This is a genomic window from Polymorphospora sp. A560 (genome assembly GCF_045781765.1).
In the GTDB taxonomy this organism is placed as follows: Bacteria; Actinomycetota; Actinomycetes; order Mycobacteriales; family Micromonosporaceae; genus Polymorphospora; species Polymorphospora lycopeni.
In genome coordinates, this window is sequence record NZ_CP122282.1 from 583,674 (window position 1) to 607,609 (window position 23,936).

General features: G+C 72.4%; 27 protein-coding genes. 10 read left to right on the forward strand and 17 right to left on the reverse strand.

Annotation, left to right across the window (positions count from 1 at the left end; genetic code table 11):
• The first annotated feature begins 3 nt into the window (after window positions 1-3).
• A complete protein-coding gene (locus QCD66_RS02765) occupies window positions 4-639 on the forward strand; it encodes a transposase (RefSeq protein ID WP_407566991.1) in 636 nt (211 codons plus the stop codon).
• A gap of 8 nt (window positions 640-647) precedes the next feature.
• On the opposite strand, the gene QCD66_RS02770 is transcribed toward QCD66_RS02765, so the two are convergent.
• A complete protein-coding gene (locus tag QCD66_RS02770; RefSeq protein WP_407566992.1) occupies window positions 648-1,520 on the reverse strand; it encodes an IS701 family transposase in 873 nt (290 codons plus the stop codon).
• Window positions 1,521-1,783: 263 nt separating this feature from the next.
• Here QCD66_RS02770 and QCD66_RS02775 point away from each other — a divergent pair, with 263 nt between their 5' ends.
• A complete protein-coding gene (locus QCD66_RS02775) occupies window positions 1,784-2,611 on the forward strand; it encodes a DUF72 domain-containing protein (protein WP_375733711.1) in 828 nt (275 codons plus the stop codon).
• 4 nt (window positions 2,612-2,615) lie between these two features.
• Here QCD66_RS02775 and QCD66_RS02780 read toward each other — a convergent pair whose 3' ends face one another.
• The 3 genes from QCD66_RS02780 to QCD66_RS02790 all read right to left on the reverse strand — a co-directional run bounded on the left by QCD66_RS02780 (window position 2,616) and on the right by QCD66_RS02790 (window position 5,609).
• Window positions 2,616-3,191, reverse strand: coding sequence for a TetR/AcrR family transcriptional regulator (locus QCD66_RS02780; RefSeq protein ID WP_375733704.1), 576 nt, complete (start codon window positions 3,189-3,191; stop codon window positions 2,616-2,618).
• Between the two features lie 31 nt (window positions 3,192-3,222).
• Window positions 3,223-4,731 carry an MFS transporter gene (locus QCD66_RS02785; RefSeq protein WP_375733703.1) on the reverse strand — a complete coding sequence of 503 codons (1,509 nt, stop codon included), beginning with the start codon at window positions 4,729-4,731 and terminating at the stop codon, window positions 3,223-3,225.
• Window positions 4,732-4,814: 83 nt separating this feature from the next.
• Entirely contained in the window at window positions 4,815-5,609 is a 795-nt protein-coding gene (locus QCD66_RS02790; protein ID WP_375733702.1) for an isocitrate lyase/phosphoenolpyruvate mutase family protein, read from the reverse strand.
• 64 nt (window positions 5,610-5,673) lie between these two features.
• On the opposite strand from QCD66_RS02790, the gene QCD66_RS02795 reads away from it, so the two are divergent.
• Window positions 5,674-6,354 (forward strand): ArsR/SmtB family transcription factor, encoded by a 681-nt coding sequence (locus QCD66_RS02795; protein ID WP_375733701.1) that lies wholly within the window; start codon window positions 5,674-5,676, stop codon window positions 6,352-6,354.
• A gap of 8 nt (window positions 6,355-6,362) precedes the next feature.
• On the opposite strand, the gene QCD66_RS02800 is transcribed toward QCD66_RS02795, so the two are convergent.
• From QCD66_RS02800 to QCD66_RS02840, 9 genes are all read right to left on the reverse strand, one after another.
• A complete protein-coding gene (locus QCD66_RS02800) occupies window positions 6,363-6,980 on the reverse strand; it encodes a hypothetical protein (RefSeq protein ID WP_375733700.1) in 618 nt (205 codons plus the stop codon).
• Window positions 6,977-8,242, reverse strand: a complete 1,266-nt coding sequence (locus QCD66_RS02805; protein ID WP_375733699.1) for a hypothetical protein — start codon at window positions 8,240-8,242, stop codon at window positions 6,977-6,979. Before QCD66_RS02805 ends, QCD66_RS02800 begins: the two co-directional genes overlap by 4 nt.
• The gene (locus QCD66_RS02810) at window positions 8,239-8,997 is read right to left on the reverse strand and encodes an ABC transporter ATP-binding protein (RefSeq protein WP_375733710.1); all 759 of its coding nucleotides are present in this window, start codon (window positions 8,995-8,997) and stop codon (window positions 8,239-8,241) included. Before QCD66_RS02810 ends, QCD66_RS02805 begins: the two co-directional genes overlap by 4 nt.
• Window positions 8,988-9,749, reverse strand: a complete 762-nt coding sequence (locus QCD66_RS02815; protein WP_375733698.1) for an anti-sigma factor — start codon at window positions 9,747-9,749, stop codon at window positions 8,988-8,990. Before QCD66_RS02815 ends, QCD66_RS02810 begins: the two co-directional genes overlap by 10 nt.
• Window positions 9,746-10,282: an RNA polymerase sigma factor gene (locus QCD66_RS02820; protein WP_407566993.1), complete on the reverse strand. Its 537-nt coding sequence runs from the start codon at window positions 10,280-10,282 to the stop codon at window positions 9,746-9,748. The genes QCD66_RS02815 and QCD66_RS02820 overlap by 4 nt, the downstream gene beginning before the upstream one ends.
• 70 nt (window positions 10,283-10,352) lie before the next feature.
• Window positions 10,353-13,091, reverse strand: coding sequence for an AAA family ATPase (locus QCD66_RS02825; RefSeq protein ID WP_375733696.1), 2,739 nt, complete (start codon window positions 13,089-13,091; stop codon window positions 10,353-10,355).
• Window positions 13,092-13,130: 39 nt separating this feature from the next.
• Window positions 13,131-14,591, reverse strand: coding sequence for a hypothetical protein (locus QCD66_RS02830; protein ID WP_375733695.1), 1,461 nt, complete (start codon window positions 14,589-14,591; stop codon window positions 13,131-13,133).
• Window positions 14,588-15,115 carry a hypothetical protein gene (locus tag QCD66_RS02835; RefSeq protein WP_364210400.1) on the reverse strand — a complete coding sequence of 176 codons (528 nt, stop codon included), beginning with the start codon at window positions 15,113-15,115 and terminating at the stop codon, window positions 14,588-14,590. The genes QCD66_RS02830 and QCD66_RS02835 overlap by 4 nt, the downstream gene beginning before the upstream one ends.
• 20 nt (window positions 15,116-15,135) lie before the next feature.
• Window positions 15,136-15,387: a hypothetical protein gene (locus QCD66_RS02840; protein WP_364210403.1), complete on the reverse strand. Its 252-nt coding sequence runs from the start codon at window positions 15,385-15,387 to the stop codon at window positions 15,136-15,138.
• A gap of 116 nt (window positions 15,388-15,503) precedes the next feature.
• On the opposite strand from QCD66_RS02840, the gene QCD66_RS02845 reads away from it, so the two are divergent.
• A complete protein-coding gene (locus tag QCD66_RS02845) occupies window positions 15,504-15,878 on the forward strand; it encodes a VOC family protein (RefSeq protein ID WP_375733694.1) in 375 nt (124 codons plus the stop codon).
• Between the two features lie 4 nt (window positions 15,879-15,882).
• Here QCD66_RS02845 and QCD66_RS02850 read toward each other — a convergent pair whose 3' ends face one another.
• Window positions 15,883-16,518 (reverse strand): TetR/AcrR family transcriptional regulator, encoded by a 636-nt coding sequence (locus QCD66_RS02850; RefSeq protein WP_375733693.1) that lies wholly within the window; start codon window positions 16,516-16,518, stop codon window positions 15,883-15,885.
• A gap of 172 nt (window positions 16,519-16,690) precedes the next feature.
• Between QCD66_RS02850 and QCD66_RS02855 the strand changes: the two genes are divergently transcribed.
• From QCD66_RS02855 to QCD66_RS02870, 4 genes are read left to right on the forward strand one after another with little or no spacing between them, the layout of a single operon-like run.
• Window positions 16,691-17,398 carry an NAD(P)-dependent oxidoreductase gene (locus tag QCD66_RS02855; RefSeq protein WP_375733692.1) on the forward strand — a complete coding sequence of 236 codons (708 nt, stop codon included), beginning with the start codon at window positions 16,691-16,693 and terminating at the stop codon, window positions 17,396-17,398.
• Between the two features lie 44 nt (window positions 17,399-17,442).
• The gene (locus QCD66_RS02860) at window positions 17,443-17,880 is read left to right on the forward strand and encodes a GNAT family N-acetyltransferase (protein WP_357536712.1); all 438 of its coding nucleotides are present in this window, start codon (window positions 17,443-17,445) and stop codon (window positions 17,878-17,880) included.
• A gap of 40 nt (window positions 17,881-17,920) precedes the next feature.
• A complete protein-coding gene (locus QCD66_RS02865; protein WP_375733691.1) occupies window positions 17,921-18,520 on the forward strand; it encodes a DUF4291 domain-containing protein in 600 nt (199 codons plus the stop codon).
• A 10-nt stretch (window positions 18,521-18,530) separates the two neighbouring features.
• On the forward strand, window positions 18,531-19,367 hold the full coding sequence (locus QCD66_RS02870; RefSeq protein WP_375733690.1) for an SMI1/KNR4 family protein: 837 nt from the start codon (window positions 18,531-18,533) through the stop codon (window positions 19,365-19,367).
• 12 nt (window positions 19,368-19,379) lie between these two features.
• On the opposite strand, the gene QCD66_RS02875 is transcribed toward QCD66_RS02870, so the two are convergent.
• Window positions 19,380-19,610, reverse strand: coding sequence for a hypothetical protein (locus tag QCD66_RS02875; protein WP_364210424.1), 231 nt, complete (start codon window positions 19,608-19,610; stop codon window positions 19,380-19,382).
• Window positions 19,611-19,818: 208 nt separating this feature from the next.
• Here QCD66_RS02875 and QCD66_RS02880 point away from each other — a divergent pair, with 208 nt between their 5' ends.
• A complete protein-coding gene (locus QCD66_RS02880; protein ID WP_375733689.1) occupies window positions 19,819-20,787 on the forward strand; it encodes a peptidoglycan DD-metalloendopeptidase family protein in 969 nt (322 codons plus the stop codon).
• On the opposite strand, the gene QCD66_RS02885 is transcribed toward QCD66_RS02880, so the two are convergent.
• Together QCD66_RS02885 and QCD66_RS02890 are read right to left on the reverse strand one after the other, a co-directional pair.
• Entirely contained in the window at window positions 20,765-21,694 is a 930-nt protein-coding gene (locus tag QCD66_RS02885) for a GNAT family N-acetyltransferase (RefSeq protein WP_375733688.1), read from the reverse strand. The two genes, QCD66_RS02880 and QCD66_RS02885, sit on opposite strands and share 23 nt — an antisense overlap.
• A gap of 33 nt (window positions 21,695-21,727) precedes the next feature.
• The gene (locus QCD66_RS02890; protein WP_375733687.1) at window positions 21,728-23,257 is read right to left on the reverse strand and encodes an MFS transporter; all 1,530 of its coding nucleotides are present in this window, start codon (window positions 23,255-23,257) and stop codon (window positions 21,728-21,730) included.
• Between the two features lie 96 nt (window positions 23,258-23,353).
• On the opposite strand from QCD66_RS02890, the gene QCD66_RS02895 reads away from it, so the two are divergent.
• Window positions 23,354-23,923 (forward strand): TetR/AcrR family transcriptional regulator, encoded by a 570-nt coding sequence (locus QCD66_RS02895; protein ID WP_375733686.1) that lies wholly within the window; start codon window positions 23,354-23,356, stop codon window positions 23,921-23,923.
• Window positions 23,924-23,936: the final 13 nt, after the last annotated feature.

The window sequence follows — 23,936 nt, forward strand, 5'->3', positions numbered from 1 at the left end:
ACTTTGCCGGGGCCCTGGGTGTGGTCCTGGGACATCACCGCGTTGAAAGGACCCGTCAAAGGCGTCTGGTACAGATGTTACGTCGTTATTGACATCTACTCACGTTACGTCACCGGCTGGCTCGTCGCCGCCGGTGAGGACGCGATCGTGGCCCGTGACTTCCTGGCCGACGCGATCAGCCGTAACGGGATCGAGCCGCACACCATCCACGCCGACCGTGGCGGCGCCATGGTGTCGAAGCCGGTATCGGAAATGCTCGTCGACCTCGGAGTCCTACGTTCGCATTCCCGGCCTCGGACCTCGAACGACAACCCGTACTCCGAAGCTCAGTTCAAGACGATGAAATACGTGCCGGACTTCCCGGATAGGTTCGGATCCCTCGCTGACGCGAGAGCCTTCTGTGACGCCTTCTTCACCGCCTACAATCACGAGCATCGGCATTCCGGGATCGGCTGGCACACTTCGGCGTCGGTGCACTACGGCACCGCCGAGCAAATCCGTGAGCAACGCCAACGCGCCCTCGACGCGGCCCACGCCGCCCACCCGGACCGGTTCAACCGCCGGCCGCGCGCACCGAAACTGCCCGACCAGGCCTGGATCAACCAGCCGACCCAGAAGGAACAGACCGTCTCAGTTTGACTTGACAACTACCGGGGTGACCAGCACAGGTAGAAGGCGAGGTCGCCGGTGGTGCGGTTGCGGCGGATGAGTAGCCACCGGTGTTCGCCGGGTCGGGTGGCGGTGGTGATCCAGGCCCACAGGTAGTCGCGGTGTCCTTTGGCTCCCGGTCCGCAACTGCGTGGCTGCCATCCGGTGGTGGGGATCCGTTCGGCGAGGGTGTCGCCGCGCACGAGGGTGCGGCCGTCGTTGACCGCCACGCGCCGGTCGCAGCCGACTGCCAGGACGTAGCCGATCCCGTAGGTTTCCAGGTCGGTGCGTAGGCCGGGGTCGGCGCCGTAGACCTCGTCGGCGGTCACCCATCCGACCGGGACACCGGCGTCGATCGCGGCGGTGATCATCTGTCGGGCCAGGGCCGGTTTCGTGGCGAAGCCGACCTGGTCGGGGACGCCGGCGGCGGTGAGGCGTTCGGGCTGGTCGCACCAGGTCGTCTCCGGCAGGTAGAGCCGACGGTCGATCATCGCGCGGCCCGCCGGTGACACGTAGGCCAGGAACACCCCGACCTGGCTGTTCTCCACACGCCCGGCGGTGCCGGTGTACTGGCGCTGCACCCCGACCGAACACGCGCCCTTCTTCAGGAAGCCGGTCTCGTCGGCGACGAGCACGGCGTCGGGGTGACCGAGCTGTTCGACCAGCCAGTCACGTACGTCGTCGCGGACGGCGTCGGCGTCCCACACCGCGGTACGCAGCAGTCGCTGCATCGCCTGCGGATCGGCGTCACCCGCGTGTTCGGCAAGCGACCAGCAGGTCTTGCGTTCCACACCGGACAGCAGCCCTTCCACGAACCGCGCCGTGGTCGCCCGCGGTTGCGCCCGGGCGAACCTGCCGGCGACACGCGTCACGGCCTCGTTTAGGACGACCCGCCACCTGGCGGGGTCTACGCTGTGGCACGCGGCCACCGCACGATCTTCGGTTGTCCTCACAAACCATCGATGATCGCCGCGGTGGCCGTCCTCATACCCGCGCCACGCCCAACGCCAAAGCCAAGTGACGTTGGAGTATTAGAGCGACGAGGCCGCGCCGGGCACCCCCGTATACGGTGGGTGCTGAAAGCAGGGCACACGTGGGAGGAAGTGGGATAGTGCGTCTGCACGTCGGCTGTGCGATGTGGACCCACAAGTCGTGGCAGGGGCGCCTGGTGGCGCATCCGCTCCCGTCGCACGAGCGCCTGCGGCACTACGCCGGCTGGTGCAACGCCGTCGAGGGCAACACGACGTTCTATGCCACCCCGACCCGGGAGACCGTGGCCTCGTGGGCGCGGCAGACCGACCCCGACTTCCGGTTTGTTGTCAAACTACCGAAGGTGATCACGCACGAACGCCGGCTCGGTGACGTCGAGGAGCCGCTCCGGGAGTTCCTGCACGCGATCGAGCCACTCGGCCCGCGCGCCGACGCCCTCTGGATCCAGTTGCCGGGGTCGTTCGGCCCCGCCGACGTGCCCGCTCTCGGCCGCTTTCTGCGCCGGCTTCCGGCGTCGCACCGGTATGCGGTCGAGGTCCGCCACCCGGCGTTCTTCGACGATTCCCACCCGATAGCCGCACTCGAAGAAGTGCTCACCGCAGTGTCCGCCGAATGGGTTCCGTTCGACACCACCGCGTTCTTCCAGAGCCCGCCGACCACCGACGCGGAGCGGGAGGCGTGGACCCGGAAACCGAGAATGCCGCTGCGGACCGCCGCGCTGACCGACCGGCCGATCGTGCGGTATATCGGCCGCGACGACTCCGCGCTCACGGTCGAGGGCTGGCAGCGCTGGATCGACATTGTCGCCGGATGGCTGCGCGAGGGCCGCTCGCCGACGATGTTCGTCCACACTCCGGACAACGTCGACGCGCCGGTGCTGGCCCGCCGTTTCCACGACGACGTACGGGCGCGAATTCCGGAACTGGAGCCGCTGCCCGAGCCGATCCCGGTCGAGCCGCTGACCCTCTTCTGATCCGTCAGCCCGCTGGCGGCTTGCCGTCGAGGGTCCGGATCAGCACGGCGTGGATGCGGCCGGGATCGGCTTTGTCGTCGCCGAGCAGGATGGCCGCACACAGGCCGTCGGCGACCGCGACCAGTGCCTCCGCGGCCTCGGGATCGCTGGTACGCGTCCTCGCCAGCTCGGCGACGTTGTCCCGCCACCGGCGGGCCGCCGGCCGTAGGGCCGGTCGCCTCGCCGCCAGCGTGGACAGCTCCCGTTCGGCGAGGGCGCGTTCCCGCCCCGGGCCGGCGGTCTCGGCGATGAGTTCGGCCAGTCCGCGCAGCTTGTCGCCGTCGTGGTCGATGATGTGCCGGATGCGTTCGGTGTAGGCGTCGGCCACGCTGGTCAGCGCCGCCACCAGCAGGTCGTCGAGGCTGGCGAAGTAGTAGGTGGTCAGGCTCGTGGGGATGCCGGCTTCCCGGGCGACCGTACGGTGGGTCACCCCGGCGGCGCCGTCGCGCTGCACCACGGTCAGGGTCGCGTCGATGATGTCGGCCCGGCGCTTCTGGCCCCTGGCCCGGCGCCCGTCCGTGGTGGGTTCCTCGTCGCCCATGCTTCCTCCCGGGCATTCAGGCTACCCACCGCTAATGCTCGGATTCGCCGATGGGCGCGATGTGCCGCAGCGTGACGGCACACACGATGGTGATCGCGGCGATGGCCAGACCGGCGACGAGGGCGGCGGAGTTCAGCCCACCGGTGAACGCGGCCTGCGCCTGCGTGATGGTCGCCGCGGGCACCTGGTCAGCGACGGACAGGGCGCCGGCCAGACTGTCCGTCACCGCCCCGGCGACGTCCGGGGCCGTGTCCGGCGGTACGTCGACCCGGGCGCGGTAGACCGCGGTGGTGAGGCTGCCGAGCACCGCCACGCCGACGGCGATGCCGAGTTCCTGGACGGTTTCGGACATGGCCGCCGCGGAGCCTGAGTTCGCCGGTGGTGCGGCACCGACGACGATGTCGGTGCCGAGGGCCGCGATGGCGCCGAGGCCGAGGTAGACGAAGGCGAACCCGGTCACGACGGCCGTTCTGCTGTCGGTGCCGGCGGTGGCGAGGAGTCCGTATCCGGCCAGCGAGACGCCGAGTGTGGCGGCCATGACGGTGCCGGGTCGTACATGCCTGGCCAGGATCGGCGCGCCGATCGCGGCGGCGAACATCGCCAGCGCGGGTGGTCCCATCCACAGGCCGGCGACGGCGGGGGAGAGACCGTCGACGAGTTGCAGGTATTGCGTGACGAGGAACATGGCTCCGCCGACGCCGACCAGCCCGATCAGCAGCACCGTCAGTGCGGCGGAGAAGGCCCGGCTGCGGAACAGCGTCATGTCCAGCAGCGGGGCCGGAAGTCGCCGCTGCCGGCGGACGAACGCGGTCGCGGCCAGGATCGCGGGGAGTATGGCGACGGCGTGCGCGTCGATGCCGTACGCGGCGATGTGCTTGACCGCGTAGACGAGCGGCAGCAGTGCGGCCAGTGACAGGGCCACGCTCGGTAGGTCGATCCGGCCCCGATGTGGGGCGGTGTATTCCGGTAGGAGAACCGGGGCGCCGGCCAGCACGACGACGGCGATCGGTACGGCGAGGAGGAAGGCCGCTCCCCACCAGAAGTGGGCGACGAGGGCTCCGCCGACGACGGGGCCGGCGGCCATGCCGAGCGCGAACATCGTCGCCCAGACGCCGATCGCTACCGCCCGCTGGCGTACGTCGGCGAACATGTTGCTGATCAGCGACAGCGTGGACGGCATGAGGGTGGCTCCGGCGATTCCCAGCAGTGCGCGGGCGATGACGAGCAGGGTGGGGCTGGGTGCGAATGCCGCGAACACCGAGACCGCGCCGAATGCCGCGACGCCGATCATCAGCAGGCGTCGCCGGCCGATCCGGTCGCCGAGGGTGCCCATGGTGATCAGGAATCCGGCGATGAAGAACCCGTAGGCATCCATGATCCACAGCGTCTGGGTGGCGGAGGGGTGCAGGTCGGCGGCCAGGCTCGGCAGCACGAGGTACAGCACGGTGACGTCCAGTCCCAGCAGGACGGTCGGCAGGGCCAGCAGGCCCAGGCCGGCCCATTCCCGCGCTCCGGCGCGTGGTTTCCCGGTCGTGTGCATCCGTCCTCCCGCCACAGGCAAACTACTTGCACGATCGTACAACTAGAATGATCGTGCAAGTATCTTGCTGTGGGGAAGGACGGCTACAGGCGCGCCACCTCGGCGTAGCCGAGCACGTCGGTGGGGATCGGCCCGGCCGAGGCGACGGCGCCGAGCACACCGACCGCCGCCGTCAGCGCCGCCCGGTAGAGCAGCGACCCGCAACTGATCCGTGCGACGCCGAGCCCGGCCAGTTCGGTGACCGTCGGCCCGTCCGGCGCGATCAGCACGTTGAGCGGGGCGTCGACCGCACCGACCAGGGCCCGGATAGTGTCCGGCGTCCGCAGACCGGGCACGAACACCCCGTCGGCACCCGCCGCCACGTACGCCTCGAGCCGCCGCACCGTCTCGTCGTACGAGCCCCGTCCCAGCCAGTACGTGTCGGTGCGGGCGTTGACGAACAGCCCCGGCGCCGCCTCCTTGATCGCGGCGATCTTCGCGACCTGCACGTTCAGCGGGCCGCCGGCATCCTCGACGTTGATTCCGGCGATCCCGTAGCCGGCCAGCGTCGCCGCGACCCCGGCGACCTCCGCCGGGTCGTCGCTGAATCCGCCTTCGATGTCCACCGTGACCGGGCAGGGCAGCGCCGCCAGCAACCGGGCGAGCGCGAGTGTCTCCGCCCGGGTCGCGCCGACCCCGTCCGGCTGCCCGGCTGCGGCCGCCACGCCGAGGCTGGTCGTGCCGATCGCCGGATGACCGGCCGCCGCGAACAGCTTCGCCGACGCGACGTCCCAGGCGTTCGGCAGCAGCAGCGGCGCACCGGGCCGATGCAGTTCGTGGAAGTTCATCCGCGCACCCCTTTCCGGCACGCCGGCCGCACCGGCCGGCCGAGGACCCACGCGCCGAGGCTAGAACCGGGACGGTTCGGTGCCGGCCGAAACGTCGTACCCGCAGGATGGGGTGATGACCACGGACCCGCCGCTGGCCGCGCTGGCCGGCCTGCTCGCCGACGCGACCCGGGCGACCTTCTGCCTGGCGCTGCTCGACGGCCGGGCCTGGACCGCCGGCGAACTCGCCCGCCACGCCGGCGTGGCCCCGTCCACGGCGAGTGCCCACCTGACCCTGCTCGTCGACGGCGGGCTACTGGTGCAGGAGCGGCAGGGCCGGCACCGCTACGTACGGCTCGCCGACCCGGCCGCCGCCCAGTTGATCGAGGACCTGGCCGCGTACGCCGCCCCGGCCCCGCCGCCCCGCACCCTCAAGGCGGCGGCCCGCGAGCGGGCCAGTGCGAAGGCCCGCACCTGCTACGACCACCTCGCCGGCCGGCTCGGGGTGGCGGTCACCGACGCGCTGCTCGACGCCGGCTGGTTGCAGCAGCAGACCGGGTTCGCGCTGACCGACGCCGGGCTGCGCCAGCTGACCGACCTGGTCGGCGAACTGCCGGCCGGCCGACGCCCGCTGGTCCGGGCCTGCCTCGACCACACCGAGCGTCGGCCGCACCTGGGCGGGGTGGCCGGCGCGGCCCTGTGCCGGCACGTGCTCGACCAGGGCTGGGCGGTACGGATCGGCACCGGCCGGGCGCTGCGGGTCACCGACCCCGGCCGGGCGGCACTGCGCGACCTTCTCGGCCTCGAAGCACCCTGACCGAGAGGTCAGTCGCCGCCGAACCGGGGCCGGGCCCCGTACCACAGGTAGCTCGCGGCGCCGGCGACGAACAGGGCGACGGCGACCGCCCAGGACGCCTCGACGCCGGACGGCTGCACCGGCCAGGCCCAGATTCCGGCCGCCCCGCCGACCTGGCGCGGCATCGCCCCGTAGACCGCGCAGACGTATCCGAACGCCGGCAGCCAGGCCAGCCGGGCCCCGAGCAGCACGGCGGCCCCGGCGACCAGCCCGACACAGCCGAGGGTGTTGCGCAGCAGCGCGTACGCGCCGAACACCTCGGGCGCGTGCAGCCCGGTCAGCGCCAGCGGGGTGCCGATCGCGGCGACGGCCGCCAGCACGTGGCCGGCCCGCCAGTGCCGCCACGGTGCCGGGGTGCCGCGTTCGAGTTCGTCGCCGGCACCGGCGAGGGTCGGGGCGAGCAGCAGCGCGCCGAGCAGCGGGGTGAGGGCGACCACCGGTATCCGGGCGGCCGGCCCGTCGAAATACGGCCGGCTGATCAGCCAGCTGCCGCCGGCCCAGGCCAGTGCCGTGACGACGACCAGGCCGGCGGCGAACGCCGGGCCGCCGCGGGCCCGCAGGTGCAGCAGGAGCAGCCGGCCGGTCACGGCACCCGCGCCAGTTCGATCAGGCGGGTGGTGTCGCACGCGCGGGCGGCGGCGAGGTAGTCGGCGAGCCAGGCCCGCTGTTGCGGCATCGGCAGGGCCAGCAGTCGGTCGATGGGGACGCGGCCGTGCGGAGGCTCCTCGTGCAGCCAGGAGCGGGCCAGCATGTTCGCGTGGAATACCCCCTGCTCGTGGCGACCGTTTTTGCACTCCACCCACCGGGCGAGGAAGCTGTCGGTGCTGGCCCGCAGCCAGTCCAGGCGTTCGAGTCCGCCGAGCGCCTTCGACTGGCCGAGCAGGCTGAACCAGATCGTGCCGTCGTCGTCGACCGTCGAGTATCCGGGCGGTGCCGTCACCTCGTCGGCGGCCCGCGACGGCGCGCCTGGAATGCCGTCGACACGGCGCAGCACCGGCTGCACGACCGCCGCCACGTCGTCGAGCAGATAGGCGTTGATCCGGGCCACGCACACCTGCGGGCCCTCCACAGTGCACACCGGCTCGACCGCCGCCGGATCGGCCGGCAGACGCCAGGGGAGCGGCCCGGTAACGATCGGTACGACAGACGCGGCGGCCAGCACACCGCAGACCAGCGCCACCCGGATCCGCCGCGCGGCGACCGCCAGCAGCAGCGCGGTCAGGGCCACGAACCAGGCCGCCTGCCGCAGATGCGTCCCGTCGGGCACCAGCCGCTCCACGCCCCAACCGGCATGGACCGGAGACAGCCAGGTGATCGTGCCGAGCGGCGCGTAGGTGGCGACGGCGAGCCCGAGATACGTGGCCAGGCCGGCGATCGGGGCGGCCACCCGGAGCGATATGAGCCGGCCGACGAGAACCCCCAGCGCGCTCGCCGTCCACAGCGCCAGCACACCGACGGCGAGCGTCCACCACCAGTCACCGCCGGCATAGGTGGCCAGCCGGCCGACCAGCACCGCCGCACCGGCCAGCGCGGCGAGCAAACCGGCGGTGCCGGCGAGCGACACCGCCAGCCAGGCGACCAGCATCGGCTGCCAGGCCGGGCGCGCGGTCGAGGCAAGTAGGTCGCCGATCTGCCGCCGCCGCTCCCGGCCGGCCTGCCAGGCACCGGCCGCCACCATCAGGGCGGCGAGGATCAGCATCGACTGCCGGACCCACGACGCCAGCCCGGCCCAGCGCCCGGCCCAGTCGTCCTGGTGCACGGCGAGCATCCAGACGCTCGCGCCGAACATCACCAGCGCCGCCGCCGGCGCCGTACCGCGCAGCAGTTCGATCCGCAGCTGCCGCCTCACCGGCGTACCCCCCGGGCGTCGCGCAGCGCGGCGCTGTAGCCGCACTCGATGGGCGAGTCGCCGCTGCCGGGGTCGGTGCCGAGCGCGGCGAGTTCGTCGGGTGTGCCGGTGAAGACGAGCCGGCCGCCGTCGACGAGGCTGACCGTCGCGCACGCCGACGCGACGTCCTCGACCAGGTGGGTGCTGACCAGTACGCAGGCGTCGACACCGATCTCGCGCAGCAGCGCTCGGAAGTCGACCCGCTGTTCCGGGTCGAGGCCGGCGGTGGGTTCGTCGAGCAGCAGCAGCCGGGGGTCGTTGACGATGCCCTGGGCGATCCCGGCCCGGCGCAGCATGCCGCCGGAGAGGTGCTTCATCCGGTCGTCGGCCCGGTCGAGCAGCCCGACTCGTTCCAGTGCCCGGTCGACCGCGAGCAGCACCCCGGCCGGCGGCATCTCCTTGAGCCAGGCGAAGTACTCGACGAACTCGCGGACGGTGAAGCGGGGGTAGTAGCCGAACGTCTGCGGCAGGTAGCCGATCTGGCGGCGGACCTGACGCAGCATGGCCGGGTCGGCGACGTCCCGGCCGAGGAGGCGGATCCGGCCGGCGTCGGGGCGGGCCACGGTGGCCAGCACCCGCATCAGCGTGGTCTTCCCGGCCCCGTTCGGGCCGAGCAGCCCGTGTACGCCGGTGCCGAGATGCAGGTCGAGGCCGTCGAGCACCACCCGGTTGCGGTAGCCGATCCGTACCCCTTCGACGGTGACCGTCAACGAAATACCCCTCTGCGTGTCGTCCGTACGAGGAAGAGTCCGGTGGCCGCCGCCAGCACGGCCAGCCAGGGCGGGCCGGCGGCCGGGACGACCAGCCACTGCGGCCCGGAGGCGGCGAGCACCAACAACGCCCAGCCGCCCGCCACCAGCGCCGCCGCCCGGACCGGGGCGATCAGCGACCCCAGCCCGAGCGCCAGCCCGGTCAACGCGAGACACGGCAGCAGCCACATCGCCGGTACGCCGATGCCCGACGCGGCGCCCGCCACGACCGCGACGGGAACGGTGACGGCGAGCACCGACAGGGTGCGCCACAGGACGATCCGCAACCCGCCGTACGGGCTGGCCGCCACCATCTCGTGCAGCGGATCGGTGTGCGGCCCGTAGGAGGCGGCGACACCGAGCACCGGCAGCACCGGTGCGATGAGCAGCAGCAGCCATGGCCGGATCAGCAGCGGGTCGAACGCCGCCCCGACCGCCAGCCCGAGGGTGGCGGCGACCGAGACGAACCAGGCGACCCGGGCCGCCGGTGCCGCGTTCAGCAGCATCATGCTCCGGCGCCACCTGGTGCCGGGGCGGACCCGGCCCTGATCGGGCAGCACCGCCAGCAGGTCGGCGGCCGCCGGGACGTCGAACGGGAGCCGGGACCGGCACGCCGCGCACCGGTCGAGGTGCGCCTCGACCGACCAGGCGTCGGTGTCGGCCAGCCGCTCCCGCGCGTACGCCCGCAGCACCGCGTCGTCGAGGTGGAAGCCGCTCACGACAGCGCCGCCCGCAGCGCCCGCCGGGCCCGCAGCGCCCGCGTCTTCACCGTGCCCTCCGGCAGGCCGAGCACGACGGCGGCCTCCCGGACCGTCAGGCCGTCGAGGACGGTCGCCTGCAGCACCGCCCGCAGCTCCGGTGCCAGGCCGCGCAACGCGACCTCCAGCCGGGCGTCGTACGTGTCGGTCATGGCTTCCTCCTCGGCGGACGGTGACCAGGTCAGCAGGGTCTCGTCGGGCAGCTCGACGGTCTGCGGGCGGACCTGCTCGCGGCGGCCGGCGTCGATCAGCCGCCGGACGGCGATCGACCACACCCAGCCGACGACCTCGCCGTCCCCGCGATAGCCGCCACCCGCCCGCCAGACCGCCAGGAACGTCTCCTGGAGCAGTTCACGGGCGAGTTCGGGGTCGCGGCAGCGCCGCCGCAGGCGCAGCGACAGCCACGGCGCGTGCCGCGCGTAGAACGCCTCGAACGCCCGGCGGTCGCCCCGGCCGACACGGCGCAGCAGCTCCCCGTCGCCGATCTCGGTCACACCAGGTAAGGACGTATGGCCAGCGGAAACGGTTCTCGGCATCCCCCGGTCAAGGGATCCGGGACGTCGGCTAACCCTCCGGCAGTCGGGCCATCGCCGCCCCGAGCTGCGCCCGGCTGGAGATACCGAGCTTGCGGTACGCCCGGGCCAGATTCGCCTCCACCGTCTTCGGACTGATGAACAACGTGTCGGCGATGACGCGGTTGGTCCGCCCCGACGCCGCCAACCGGGCCACCCGCAACTCGGTCGCCGTCAACTCGGTCGGCGCCGCCACCCGCTCACCGACCCGGGCCAGCTCGGCCCGCGCCCGCTCGGCGAACGCCCCGGCACCCATCGCGACGAACTCGGTCACGGCCGACTCCAGCGCCTCCCGTGCCTCCCGCTTACGCCGTGCCCGCCGGTGTGCCAGGCCGGCGACCAGCAGGCACCGGGCCCGGTCCAGCGGCAGGACGTCGGCCGGCACCCCGTCCCGCGCCGCCTGGAGTTCGGCCAGCGCGGCGGCGACGTCGCCACCGGTGGCACCGGCCAGCAGCACCCGGCTGCGGGCCAGCCCCAACGACGTCCACGGCCGGGGTAGCCGGGAGTGCCGCCCGGCCAGCCGGTCCAGTGCCACCCGCGCCTCGTCGAGAGCACCGGCACCGACACACGCCTCGATCCAGTCCGGCTCGAACCGCAACGCGATCGGCTCGGCGATTCCCTCGCCGGCCAGCATCCGCGCCAGGTGGCCGTACGCGGCGGCGGCGTCGGCCATGCGTCCGGTCGACAGGGCGACGAACGCCCGCAGCTGCGTGTGGATCCGCCGCGCCCACGGGTCGTCGAGCCGGTCCGCGTGCCGCAGCCCGGCCTCGGCCACCAGCCGGGCCCCGTCCAGCTCACCCCGGCAGGCGGCCAGCGTCGCGGCGAGCCACGTCTCGCCGACCAGCCCGGACCCGACCTGGTCACCGAGGTCACGGGCGGCCGCGATGTGCTCGGCGGCGGCCGCGAACCGGCCGGCGAACAGCTCGGTCTCGCCCAGGTGGCAGAGCACCTCGTGCAGCAGCGGCTCGTCGCCGCGCGCCGACGCGTACCGGCGCATGTCGTGCAGCCGTGCCCTCGCCCGCGTGTGGTCGTCGACCGCCTTCCACCAGATCGCCGGGATCGTCCCGCTGAGCCGCGACGGGTGACCGTCCTCCAGCTCCAGCGCCCGGTCCACCAACTCGGGCCGGGGCGGCAGTCCGGCCCGTACCTCGTGGAAGAACAGTTGCAGCAGGGCGGCACAGACCAGCTCACGGTCACCGCCGGCGGACAGGATCGACAGCGCCGCCCGGGCGTGCCGCCGCCCGCCCTGCGGGGCGTCGTTGAACAGGCTCAGGTGGGCGTGCAGTTGCCCGGCGGTCCGGCTGTCCGCCGGCACGGCCGAAAGCCCTCGCCCGGCGTACGTCACCGCCCCGGCCAGGTCGTCGGACGACCAGGCGACCACGGCCCGCAACAGCAGCGCCTCCGCCCGCAGCTCACCCGTTCCGGCCGCCGCGACCGTCGCCGCCGCCGTGTCCGCGGTGGCGTAGTCCCCGCTGTCGAAAAGGCAGTGCGCGGCCGCGAGCCGCCGCCCGTCACGGTCCACCGGCGCCTCCGGCGGGGTGAGCCGGGCGGCCTGCTCGTACAGCCCGGCCGCGAGGTCCGGCGCGCCCCGTGCCCGCTGCCGCCCCGCGGCGGCCGCCAGCTCGGCCGCGACCGCCGCGTCGGTGGCGTCAGTGCACCGGGCCAACTGACGGGCCCGCTCGTCGGGGTCGGTGACGGCGGCGGCCAGCCGCCGGTGCAGCCGGCGCCGGATTCCGGCCGGGATGCCGGCCCGCACCGCCGCCGCGTACGCCGGGTGGGCGAAGACCAGCCCGGTCGCGTCGACGGTCAGCAGACCCGCCTCCTCGGCCGGGTCGAACGCCGCCGCCGACGTCCCGGCCGCGACGAGGTCGTCGAGCGTGGGTACGGCGAGCAGCGAGGCCAGCCGTACCGCGTCGCGGCTGTCGGCCGGAAGTGACCGCAGTAGGTCGGCCAGCAACTGCTGGATGGATGCCACGACCGGCAGGTCGTCGCCCGGCCGCGGCGGCTCCGGCAGCCGCAGCACCGCCCGCGCCAACTCGATCGCCAGCAGCGGGTTGCCGCCCGCGTCGCCGGCGATCCGGGCCAGCAGCGGCCGGCTGAGCGTACGGCCCAGCCGCTGCCGCAGCGTGTGGTGCAGTGCGCCGACGCCCAGCGGCGCCAGCGTGACCCGTTCCAGGTCGTCGCCGGCCGGGCCGGTGTCGAGGCCGAGCGGGGTGGCCGCCGGCCCGGCGCCGTCGGTGCGGCTGCACGCCAGCAGCGCCGGCCGGGGCACCAGCCGGCGCAACGCGAACCGCAGCGCCCGGGCACTCGGCGGATCCAGCCACGGCGCGTCGTCGACCGCGACCAGCACCTTCGCCGGCCCGGCCAGCGCGCCGGCCAGCAGCGACCGGGTCGCGGCACCGACCGCGCGTTCGTCGATGGCCTCCCCGGTGGCCGCCGCCAGCAGGATCACCTCGGCCGCGACCCGCTGCGGCGGCGGCAGCCCGGCCACCAGGTGCGCGCACGGGCGCAGCAGGTCGGCGAGCGCGGCGTACGGCAGTGCCCGCTCCGTCTCGGTCGGCGCGCACGCCAGCACCAGCCAGCCTTCGGCCCGGGCCCGCCCGGCCAGCGCCCGCCAGACCGCGGTCTTGCCGATCCCGGCCGGACCCTCGACCAGGACGGGTGTGCCGGCCGCCAGCCGCCGCCACGCCTCGTCGAGGGTCGCGTCCCGGCCGAACACCGCGGTCGCCATGGCGCGATGATGGCACGGCCGCGCCCGGGCGGGGATGGGTCAGACCGGCGGTTTGCCGCAGACCGGACTGTCGGGGATGGTCTCGCTGGCGGTGTAGACCTCCTTGCTCGACCTGATCCCGGATTCGGCCTTGATGGGCGGGATCTTCAGCGACGTGACGGGCTCCAGCAGGCTCAGGAACTTGTTGATCACTTTGACGACCGGTTCCAGGATCGAATACCCCACGCCGAAGACCGCGTGCACACCGATCCCGACCCCACGGCACTGCGCGTACGGGGCACCGAGCGCCGAACCCAGCGTCTGCCCGTACTTGACCTGCAGTTCGAAGTAGATCCCGGCCTTGAACAGGTAGGCGTTGATGCCGACCGTGAACCGGATACCGTGCTCGATCACCAGGCCCATGACGCCGACCGGAACCCCGGTGAGCGAGTTGATCAGGCTCGACTTCCGCTGGAAGTTGTGCGACACGCGTGGCCCGAACGACCCGTCGCGGTAGCCGAAACCGAGCGACCCGGCCAGCGAGAACTCACCCGAGCCCTTGATCGTGCCGAGCTTCGCGCCGAACGCGGTCCGGACCCCGAGCGTCTGGCTGACCGTGAACGACAGCGGAACGCCGGCCACCTGCCCGATCGGGAACGAGAAGTCGGCGGCGATCGGGAACTCCTTGCGGTGGTTCTGCCCGTCCTGGATGCCCGCCTCGAACTCCACCTTGATCCCGAACCCGCCGCTGACCTCCAACTCGGCCCGGCTGACCCGCCCGGCGCCGATGCTGAGGTGGAACGTCGCGTCCGGCCGCCGCGAGGTGAGCGTCACCGTGCCGACCAGCCGCACCCCGCCGTCGTCGTATTTGAAGTGGGCGCCGACGCCGTCGGTACAGCACGACGAGAACACCGAATACCCGTGTGACTTCGTGTCCGCCCCGCCACCGCGTTTCGGCGGCGGCGCGACCGGCCGTTGCGCCAGCACCGGGGCACGCAACGGCCGTACGGCGACGCTGCGGCCGAACGTGCTCGGCGCGGCCGGCTCCTCCTCGGACCAGAACGGCTCACCGGCCGCATAGACCACCGGGTCGGACAGGGTGACGTCCCGCTGCTCGAACGTGCCGTCGCGGATCACCTCGGTGATGTCCACCGGACCGACCGTCACCAGCAGGTCGTCGCCCTCCGGGGCGATGTCGAGCACCCGGCCGACGCCCCGCCCGGTGACGAACATGACCTCACCGGGATCCAGGTCGGCCGCGTTGCGCGCCTTCGCGTCGATCCGCCAGGTCAGCCCGTCGTCGGTGACCGACCGCACCGACCGGCCACCGTCACCGACGACGACCACGTCCGGCTGGAACGTCACGTCGGCGTCGCGGGCCGGCGCACCCCCGTACCGCAGGTCGTCCTCGCCGCCGGGTGCGCCCCCGGAACCGCCGCCGGAACAGCCCGACACGGCGAGCAGCACGGTGACGGCGGCGGCGAGTACCGTACGGCCGCGCCGGGCCCGCGACGCGCTCACAGCCGGCCGGCGGCCGACCGGGCCGCCTGCTCCAGCCGCTTGTTGTTCTCGGCGTCGTCGGTCAGCCGGACCAGCCGGATCGCGACCCACACCCCGCCCTTGCTGAAGAACACCACGCCGTTCTCCAGGTGCGCCTCGTCGCCGATGCCCGACAGCGCGGTGAACTCGTGGCCGAGTTCGCGGTCGATGTCCAGCATCTTCTTCGCCCCGTCGCCGACGAAGACCTCCACCTGCGCCGTCGGCCCGGTCGGCGCCCCGGTGTACGTGCACGTCTCCCGGATCGGCACCGGGTCCTCGAGCTTGGCGTCGGCGAGCGTCTCCGCCTCGGGCTTCGGCAGCAGCGCGCACGGGTCCGGCAGTTCCGCGGCCGGCGGCTCCCCGGAGGTCTCCTCGACGGTCGGCTCGTCCAGCGGCGACGTCACCGACGGTTCGGCGACCGGCACCTGTGGCGCCGAACTTCCGCAGCCGAGCGTGCCGGCGAGCACGAGCGCGGTCAGGCCGAGCAGGGAGAGGGTCTTGCGCATCGTGGCTCCAAAGTGGTTCGTCAGGCACAGTCCCGCGGCACGATCCAGATGGCCGACGTGACCCGGTCCACCTGCCACCCGGCCCCCACCGCCGCCGCCTCGGCGGCGGCGACGTCGTCCGCCTCGACCAACGCGATCACCACCTCGTCGGCCGGCAGGTGGACGGCCACCACCAGCCGTACGCCGGAATCGGCCGGCAGCGACGGCAGGGACGGCGTTCGCTGGTCGCCCCGACGCTCGTAGCGCTCGACCGCGAACAGGGAACCGGGCACGCCATCGACGCTAGGCCGCGACCCGCGCCGACGAATCGGGTGTTTCCCTACGCCCGCCGGGCGGTGCGCCGCCGTACGCCCTGCGCGCGGGTCCGACGGCCGCTATGGTCGGGGACATGCTGGGCGAATCGAAGGCGTTCTCCGGGTTCTCGGTCGACGACGTACCCGCCGCGAAACGCTTCTACGGGGAGACACTCGGCCTGCGCGTCACCGAGGCCGACGGCATGCTCGAACTGCACCTCGCCACCGGCGCGCGGGTCTTCGTCTACCCCAAACGCGACCACCGGCCGGCGCCCTTCACCATCCTCAACTTCCCGGTCGCCGACGTCGGGAAGACCGTCGCCGACCTCAAGGCCCGCGGCGTCCCGTTCGAGAGCTACGACATGCCCGGCCTGAAGACCGACGAAGACGACATCTTCCGTGGCGGCGGCCCGCACATCGCCTGGTTCACCGACCCGGCCGGCAACATCCTCTCCGTCCTGGCCGAGTAGGGCCTCAGCCCTGGCGGGGTGATCCACTCGCTTCGGTGAAGGCCCGTTCGAGGCCGTCGAGGACCAGTTCGAGACCGAACGCGAACTCCTCGGCGTAGGAGTATCCGGGCCGCAGGGCGTGTTCGAACATCTCGGCGAGATGCGGATACCCGGCTGCCGGCAGCTGTTCGACGATCCCGGCCGACACGTCCTTGAGTTCCTCGGTCGTGCTGAACGGCAGCGTCGACTCCTGGAGCACGAACCCGTAGACGTACGCGTCGATGGCCGAGATCGCGTGCGCGACCAACCGGATCGAGAACCCCGCGGTCCGCAGGCGCCCGATCATCCAGTCGTGGTGCCGCAGGGTCGCCGGACCCGGGTTGCGGCGGGACTCCATCAGGCCGAGCGCCCAGGGGTGGCGCGAGAGCACCGCCCGGGCGGAGGCGGCCCGCCGGTACATGGCGTTCTTCCAGTCGGACCCGTCGTCGGGCAGCTCGATCTGCGCGAAGACCAGGTCGACGATCCCATCGAGGATCTTGTCCTTGTTCGCCACGTGGTGGTAGAGCGACATCGCCTCGATTCCGAGCTGCTCGGCCACGTTTCGCATGGTCACGGCGGCGACCCCGCGCGCGTCGGCCACGCTCACGGCGGCCTCGAACACGCGCTCCCTGGACAGTCGCGGGCGTTGCCGCTTGGGGCTCGGAACCACCGGGCACTCCAGTTCCTGATTGACGACCTTACGGGCGTAAGGATAACCTGCAGTCAACCTTACGGACGTAAGGTTGGCTGCGGTTGCGGGCGCTGCGCCGGCATCCGCCTCTCGAGGAGGAAAGATGAGCACGCAGGAGAGCCTCGGGCGGGGCAAGCGGGTCTGCGTCGTCGGCGGATCGGGCAAACTCGGGCAGTACATGATTCGGCACCTGCTGGACCGCGGCTACCAGGTCGTGGCCGTCTGCCGCGAGCGGAGCGTCGGGAAGCTGGCCGATTTCGGCGACCGCATCACCGTCGTACCCGGACCCACCAACGACCGGCAGGTGATCGCGAAGGCGGTCGCCGGCTGCGACGCCGTACTGACCGTGCTGGTCCCCTGGGGCGTCAAGAACTACTCGAGCGGCACCGCCCAGGCGGTGATGGACCACGCCCAGGCCGATGCCCGCCTGGTCTTCTCCTGCGGCTGGCACATCACCCGCGACGGCAAGGACGTCTACCCGCTCAGCGTCCGCGCCGCCGTCAAGTTCTTCGCGGTGGTCGGCCGGCTGGCCCGGGCCGTCGACATCAACGATCAGGTCGAGGCCTGCCGGCGGATCTTCGCCAGCGACACCCGCTGGACCGTCGTACGCGGCAGCGACCTCGAGGAAGGCGACAGCCAGGGACTGCCGGTGTGGCGGCGACACGTCGGCGACCCGGCCCTGCGCAGCAACATCACGCGGCGCACCGACTTCGCGCTGTTCATGGTCAACGCCATCGTCGACGACGAACTGATCCACGAGGCCCCGGCCATCGTCGGCCGCCAGACGCCCTCGGCGCTCGCCGCACACTGACCGGGGCGGACGTGCGCGAAGCGCACAAGCCATACCATCGGCGGATGGAACCGCTGACCGTCGACTACCGGGTCCTCGGACCGGGTGACGTCGACCTCGTCCTCACCGCCGCCGACCTCTTCGACGACCCGCCCCGACGGGAGTGGACCGAGCGGTTCCTCACCACCCCGGGCCACCACCTCGTCTTCGCCGAGACCCCGGACGGGCCGGTCGGCTTCGTCACCGGCGTCGAGATGATCCACCCCGACAAGGGCGTCGAGATGTTCATCTACGAACTGGGCGTCGCCGAACACGCCCGCGACCGGGGCATCGGCCGCGGCCTCGTCCGAGCCCTCGCAGACATCGCCCGCGCCGCCGGCTGTTACGGAATGTGGACCGGCACCGAACACGACAACGAGCCGGCGCTGCGCATGTACGCCGCCGCCGGCGCCACCCTCGAACCCGGTACCACCATCGTCGTCTACGACTGGTCCGACCGATAACCGCTGGCAGTCCGCCGCGACACCGCCGACGATCAACGGCGTGTCAGTTCCCGTACGTCAGATCCGCGCCGTCCACACCGACGACACGATCACCGTCTACCAGGCGTACCCGGCCCGGATCGCCCGCCCGGCGCTGGCCACCGGCCGGTTCGTGGACCCGTTCAAACGCGAACGGATGACCTGGATCAAGCCTTCGTTCCTCTGGATGATGTACCGCTGCGGCTACGCCACCAAGCCCGACCAGGAACACGTCCTCGCCGTCGAGATCACCCGCGCCGCCTTCGAGTGGGCACTGGCCAACTCCTGCCTGAGCCACTACAGCCGCGATCATTACCAAAGCCGCGAGGACTGGTCGGCGCGGCTGCGGGCCAGTCCGGTCCGGGTGCAGTGGGACCCGGAGCGCTCGCCCCACCTGGCCGCGTTGCCGCACCGGTCGCTGCAGGTCGGGCTCAGCGGGGAGGCGGTCCACCGCTACGTCGACGACTGGATCGTCCGGCTCACCGACGTCACCGACACCGCGCACGCCGTCCGGGACCGGTTGCGGGCCGGCGACGAGACCGGCGCCGCCGCACTGCTGCCGCGTGAGTGGCCGTACCCGCTGCCCGCCGGCCTCGCCGTCACGATCGGTGCCAGCGGATAGCCTGGCCGCCGTGACGATCGACGACCTGGTCCGGCGGGTGCCGCCACCGCCGGCATCGGTGGACGGCGACGGCGACTGGACGGCCGTCGACCGCACCCTCGGCCGGTCCCTGCCGGCCGACTTCAAAGACCTCGTACGCCGCTACGGCCGCGGCGAGTTCCTCGACTTCCTCTTCCCGCACACCCCGTTTGGCCTCGGCAACCTTCTCGACGAGGCGGACGGACTCCTCGAACTCGAAGGGCCACTGCGCGACGAGTTCCCGGAGAACTACCCGTACCCGCTGCATCCGGAACCGGGCGGCCTGCTGGTGTGGGCCGCCACCGTCAACGGCGACCGGCTGTGCTGGCTGACCGGGGGAGAGCCGCACCGGTGGCCGGTGGTCGTCTGGGACCCGCGCGGCTCCCGGTACGAGCGCCACGACGTCACCGCGACCGGGTTCCTGTCCGCGTGGATCGACGGTCGCCTCACCTGCGGGCTCTTCCCGCCGATGCCGCAGGTGGCGCCCTGGTTCGAACCGGTACGCGACCTCACCCGGATCTACGTCCGGCTGGCCGGAGACGAACACCCGTACGCCGAACGGCTGCGCATCCTGCGCGCCGCCCTGGCCCCCACCACGGACCGGGGTGGCGTCGAATCCGCCGACGGGCTGCGCCAGGACCGGTTCGTGGCGACGGCGGCCCGGTGGCGGGTCACCTACGAGACGATGTACGGCCACCAGATCCGGATCGCGTTCCCGCCCGGCGACGCCGACCGGGTCCGTGCCGCGCTGTCGGCCGCGGTGGCGTCGATGGGCTGCCGGGTGCTGTCGGCGATGACCGGCGACGGAACACCGACCTGGACCCGTTGACCCCGGTCGGCGTCAGCTTTCGCGGGCGATGCGTCGCGCGCCGCGCCGCCGGGCGACGTACGGCAGCACGAACAGGTACAGGCCGGTGAGCAGGAGCAGGGCGAGCGGGAGCGGCGGCAGCAGGAACACCCAGACGGCGGGCTCCTCCACTGCCAGGGCGGCGACGGTGGCGATGACGACGGTCACCGTGAAGGCGATCGACAGCCAGCGGTGACTCTGCCGAACCAACCTGTTCCAGTTCATCGGGGTCTCCTCGGAAATGGGCGATCCATACCCCGGCGACCTGCCGGGAGGACGTTCAGCCGCCTGACAGTCACGCTAGGTGCGGCCTGGTCGCTTGCGCTTCTCGAATCCTGACCGCCTTTCCCGCTTCGCATCGATCATCTACGATCAATTGCCACGGTGATCAACCCCGGATGTCGGGGCGTACGGACGCTGGAGGACCGAACGGATGAACGATCAGAGTCGATCGCGCCGGCTGGGTGACGTGGCGGCGAGTCGCCGTACCCTGTTCGTGGCTCTCGGTGCCGGGATCGGCGCCGGTGCGCTCGGGCTGCCCGGCGCGGCCGTCGCGGCCGGCCCGAGCACCTGGACCAACCCGACCCGCGGCACGCTGACCTCCGGGTACAAGACCCCGAGCCGGCCCGGCCACCTCGGCTGGGACGTCGCCGCCGCCCAGGGCACCCCGGTCTACGCGGCCGCCGCCGGCACCGTCCGCGACATCCGCACCGGCTCCTATCCGGGTGACCAGACCAGTGGCCCGCTGCCCGGCCGCACCGGCAACAGCGTCCATCTCAACCACGTCGACAGCTACTTCACCTACTACGGACACCTGCACCGGGTCCTGGTCAGCCCCGGACAGCAGATCAGCTGCGGGCAGTTGATCGGGCTGATGGGCACCACCGGCAACTCCACCGGTCCGCACCTGCACTTCGAGATCCACCGGCCCCGGCTCACCTCGACCGACCCCCGGGTGTTCCTGGCCAACCGGGGGATCAGTCTCGGCTCGACCGCCCCGCTCGGCAGCACCGGCTGGCCCTCGGTGTCCGGCGGCACCGGCTGGGTCCAGCGGACCATCCAGTACCTGCTGCGCGGGCGGGGCGTCTCCGTCGTCGTCGACGGCTACTTCGGGCCGGGCACCGCGTCGGCGGTCCGTACGTTCCAGAGTGGACGCGGCCTCTACGTCGACGGGCTCGTCGGGCCGATCACCTGGACCGCGCTGATCCTGCCGGTGCAGCAGGGCAGCTCCGGCGACGTCGTCCGGGCCGCCCAGACGGCGCTGAACGCCCGGGGCGCCTCGCTCCTGGTCGACGGTGGGTTCGGCGCGGTCACCGCCGCCGCGGCCCGCGCCTTCCAGAGCGCGAACGGGCTGGTCGCCGACGGGCAGGTCGGCCCGCTCACCTGGAGCGTGCTGGTCTGACGGTGTCGATCGCCCGCCGGTAGCCGTACGTCTCGCAGCGCTTGTGGAAGCCGAGCGACGCGTAGAGGCGGCGGGCGGCCACGTTCTCGGCGTCGTGGTTGACGCTCACCCGGGTCATGCCGAGTCCCGCCATCCATCGCATCGCGTGCCGCATCACCGCCCCGGCCAGCCCGCGACGCTGGAAGTCGCGGTGCGTGCCGACCGGCTCGAAGTGGCCGATCCGGTTGCGCCGGTCGAGCCAGCAGACGGCGAACGCGGCGATCCGGCCGTCCGGCGCCTCGACCACGATCTCGTGCGCCGGGTCGTAGCCCGGTTTGGTCATCACCGCCGACCGGTAGAGGCCACCGGTCCAGGAGGTGCCGAACGAGTGGTTCCGGACGGCCGCGAGCTGGTCGGCGTCGACCAACCGCGCGGAACGTACGGCGAAGCCGTCGGGGAGCCCCGGCTCCCCGACGGCTTCGCGCAGATCACGCTCGTTGACCTGGTCCCAGGTGCGGAAGCGGGCGAATCCGAGCCGTTCCAGCAGGTCGATCCTGGTCGTGTCGCAGTCGAAGACGTCGGTCAGGACCGCCCCCTCGTCGGTCTGACCGGCGGTCGTGTCGGCCGCCGACCGCAGCATCGTCAGCTCCGCCCCACCACCCCGTAGGCCGGGGGCGGTGAAGACGTCGAAGGCGTTGCCAAACCGGCCGTTGACCGCCAACCCGACGATCTCACCGTCCCGCTCCCACAGTTGCACGAGTTCGCCGATGGGACGGCCGCGCAGGTTCTCGTATATCCGGTGCGGCACCTCGCCGACGTGGTCGTACCCGCAGCTCCCGGCCTGAGCGATCCAGTCGGCGAAGGTGTCCGTCAGCCGGGGCAGGTCGGCGTCGGTGTAGCCGCGCATCCGCAGGCCGCTCGCTGTCACGCCCCGTTTTATAGCCGGCCACAGGCCGTCGGCTCAATGCGATACCGGCTGGTCCAGACGTACCCGTCGCAGCCGGATGCCGACCACGACGGCGGTGGTGAACAGCAGGGCGGCGCCCACGACCGCGGCCAGCTTGAAGCCGTCGGTGAACGCGACGTTCGCCGCCTGCATCAGCGGGCCGGCGAGTTCCGCCGGGAGCGCGCCAGCGGCGGCGACCGCACCGCCGAGGGTGCCGGTCGCGGCGTCGGCGGCCTCGGCCGGCACCCCGGCGGGCAGTGAATCACCGATCCCGTCCCGGTAGGCGACGATGGCGACACTGCCCAGGACGGCGATGCCGAGCGCGCCGCCGAACTCGGCACCGGTCTCGCCGAGCGCCGCCGCGGTGCCGGCCCGGGACGGCGGGGCCGTGGAGACGATCAGGTCGATGGCGAGCGGGGCGACCATCCCGATACCGAGCGTCAGCACGGTGTAGCCGGCGATGACCACGATCTCGGACGAGTCGACGTCGATCCGATTGACCAGCAGGAATCCGCAGCCGGCGACGGCGAGGCCGGCACCCGCCACGAGCGCGGGCCGGACGACCCGGACCAGCGCGGTGGCCAGCGCGATGCCGACCATGGTCCCGGCCACGGTCGGAAGCATCCACAGGGCGGCGGTGAAGGGCCGGAGCCCGAGCACGACCTGCATGTACTGCACGGCGAGGTAGCCGGTGCCCGCGCTGGCGAAAACCATGATCGCGTACGCCCCGATGGCGGCGCTGAACGCCCCGTTGCGGAAGAGGCCGACGTCGATCAGCGGGTCGGCCATGGTCGACTGGCGGCGGACGAACAGCACCCCGACCGCGAGCCCGACCACGATCGCCAGCACCGCCGGCCAGTGCAGGCCGGCCTCGGCCAGCTCCTTGATCCCGTAGATGACCGGCAGTACGGCCGCTATCGACAGCAGCGCGCTGAGCAGGTCGAAGCGGCCACCGGCCGGATCCCGGTGCTCGGGCAGCAGGATCGGGGCCAGGACCAGCAGCAGCACCATCACCGGCACGTTGATCAGGAAGACCGATCCCCACCAGAAGTGTTCGAGCAGCAGCCCGCCGATGATCGGGCCGAGCGCGACACCGCCGGTGAACGCGCCGGTCCAGATGCCGATCGCGGCACGGCGCTGATCAGGGTCGTGGAACATGTTGCGGATCAGGGCCAGCGTCGACGGGGCGAGGGTGGCGCCGCCGATGCCGAGCAGGGCGCGGGCGGCGATGAGCAGTTCGGTGCTGTTCGCGTACGCGGCGAGCAGGGAGGCCGCGCCGAAGGCGACGGCACCGATCAGCAGGAGTTTCCGCCGGCCGATGCGGTCGCCGAGCGAGCCCATGGTCAGCAGCAGACCGGCCATCAGGAAGCCGTAGACATCCATCACCCAGAGCAGTTGGGTGCCGCTGGGTTGCAGGTCGGCGCTGATCCAGGGCGTGGCCATGAAGAGCACGGAGAGGTCCATCGAGGCGAGCAGGGCGGGCAGGACGAGCACGGCGAGGCCCACCCATTCCCGCCCACCCGCCTTGGCGGTGTGGTCAGTCATGCCCGGAACTATACGAGCGTCTTATACATACGTCTAGTACAGCGTCTAAGACGTCCGTCTAGAACGAGTGTATAAATCTTGGCGTAGAATGGCGCGATGGGACATCGGGAGGACCTTCTCGCCGGCGCGAAGCGCCTGGTCAAGGAGAAGAGCTTCGGGCAGATCACCGCCCGGGACCTGGTCGCCGAATCCGGCACCAACCTCGCCTCGATCGGCTACCACTTCGGCTCGAAGGAAGCCCTGCTCAACGCGGCGATCCTGGCCACGTTCGACGAGTGGGGCGACGCGATCAGCCTCACTGTGGAGGTGGTCGGCGACGGGGAACCGGTGGACCGGTTGGAAGCGTTCCTCGACGGCATCGTCGCCGCGGTCCACGCCGACCGGACGGTGGCGGCGGGCAGCGCCCAGGCGCTCGCCGTCGCGTTGCACGCGACCGAGGTCCGCGAGCAGGTCGCGGAAACCTTCAAGGTCGCCCGCCGCGACATGGCGGCCCTGCTGCTGCTGGTCGACCCGACCGAGGTCACCGAGGAGCAGGCGCGGACCGTCGGCTCGCTCGCCATGACGATGATCAACGGCATGGTGCTGCAGTGGCTCATCGACCCCGACAACGCACCGACCGGCCGCGACCTGGCCGTAGCCCTGCGCACGGTGGCCGGCCGACCGTAGGGTCTCCCGGCTG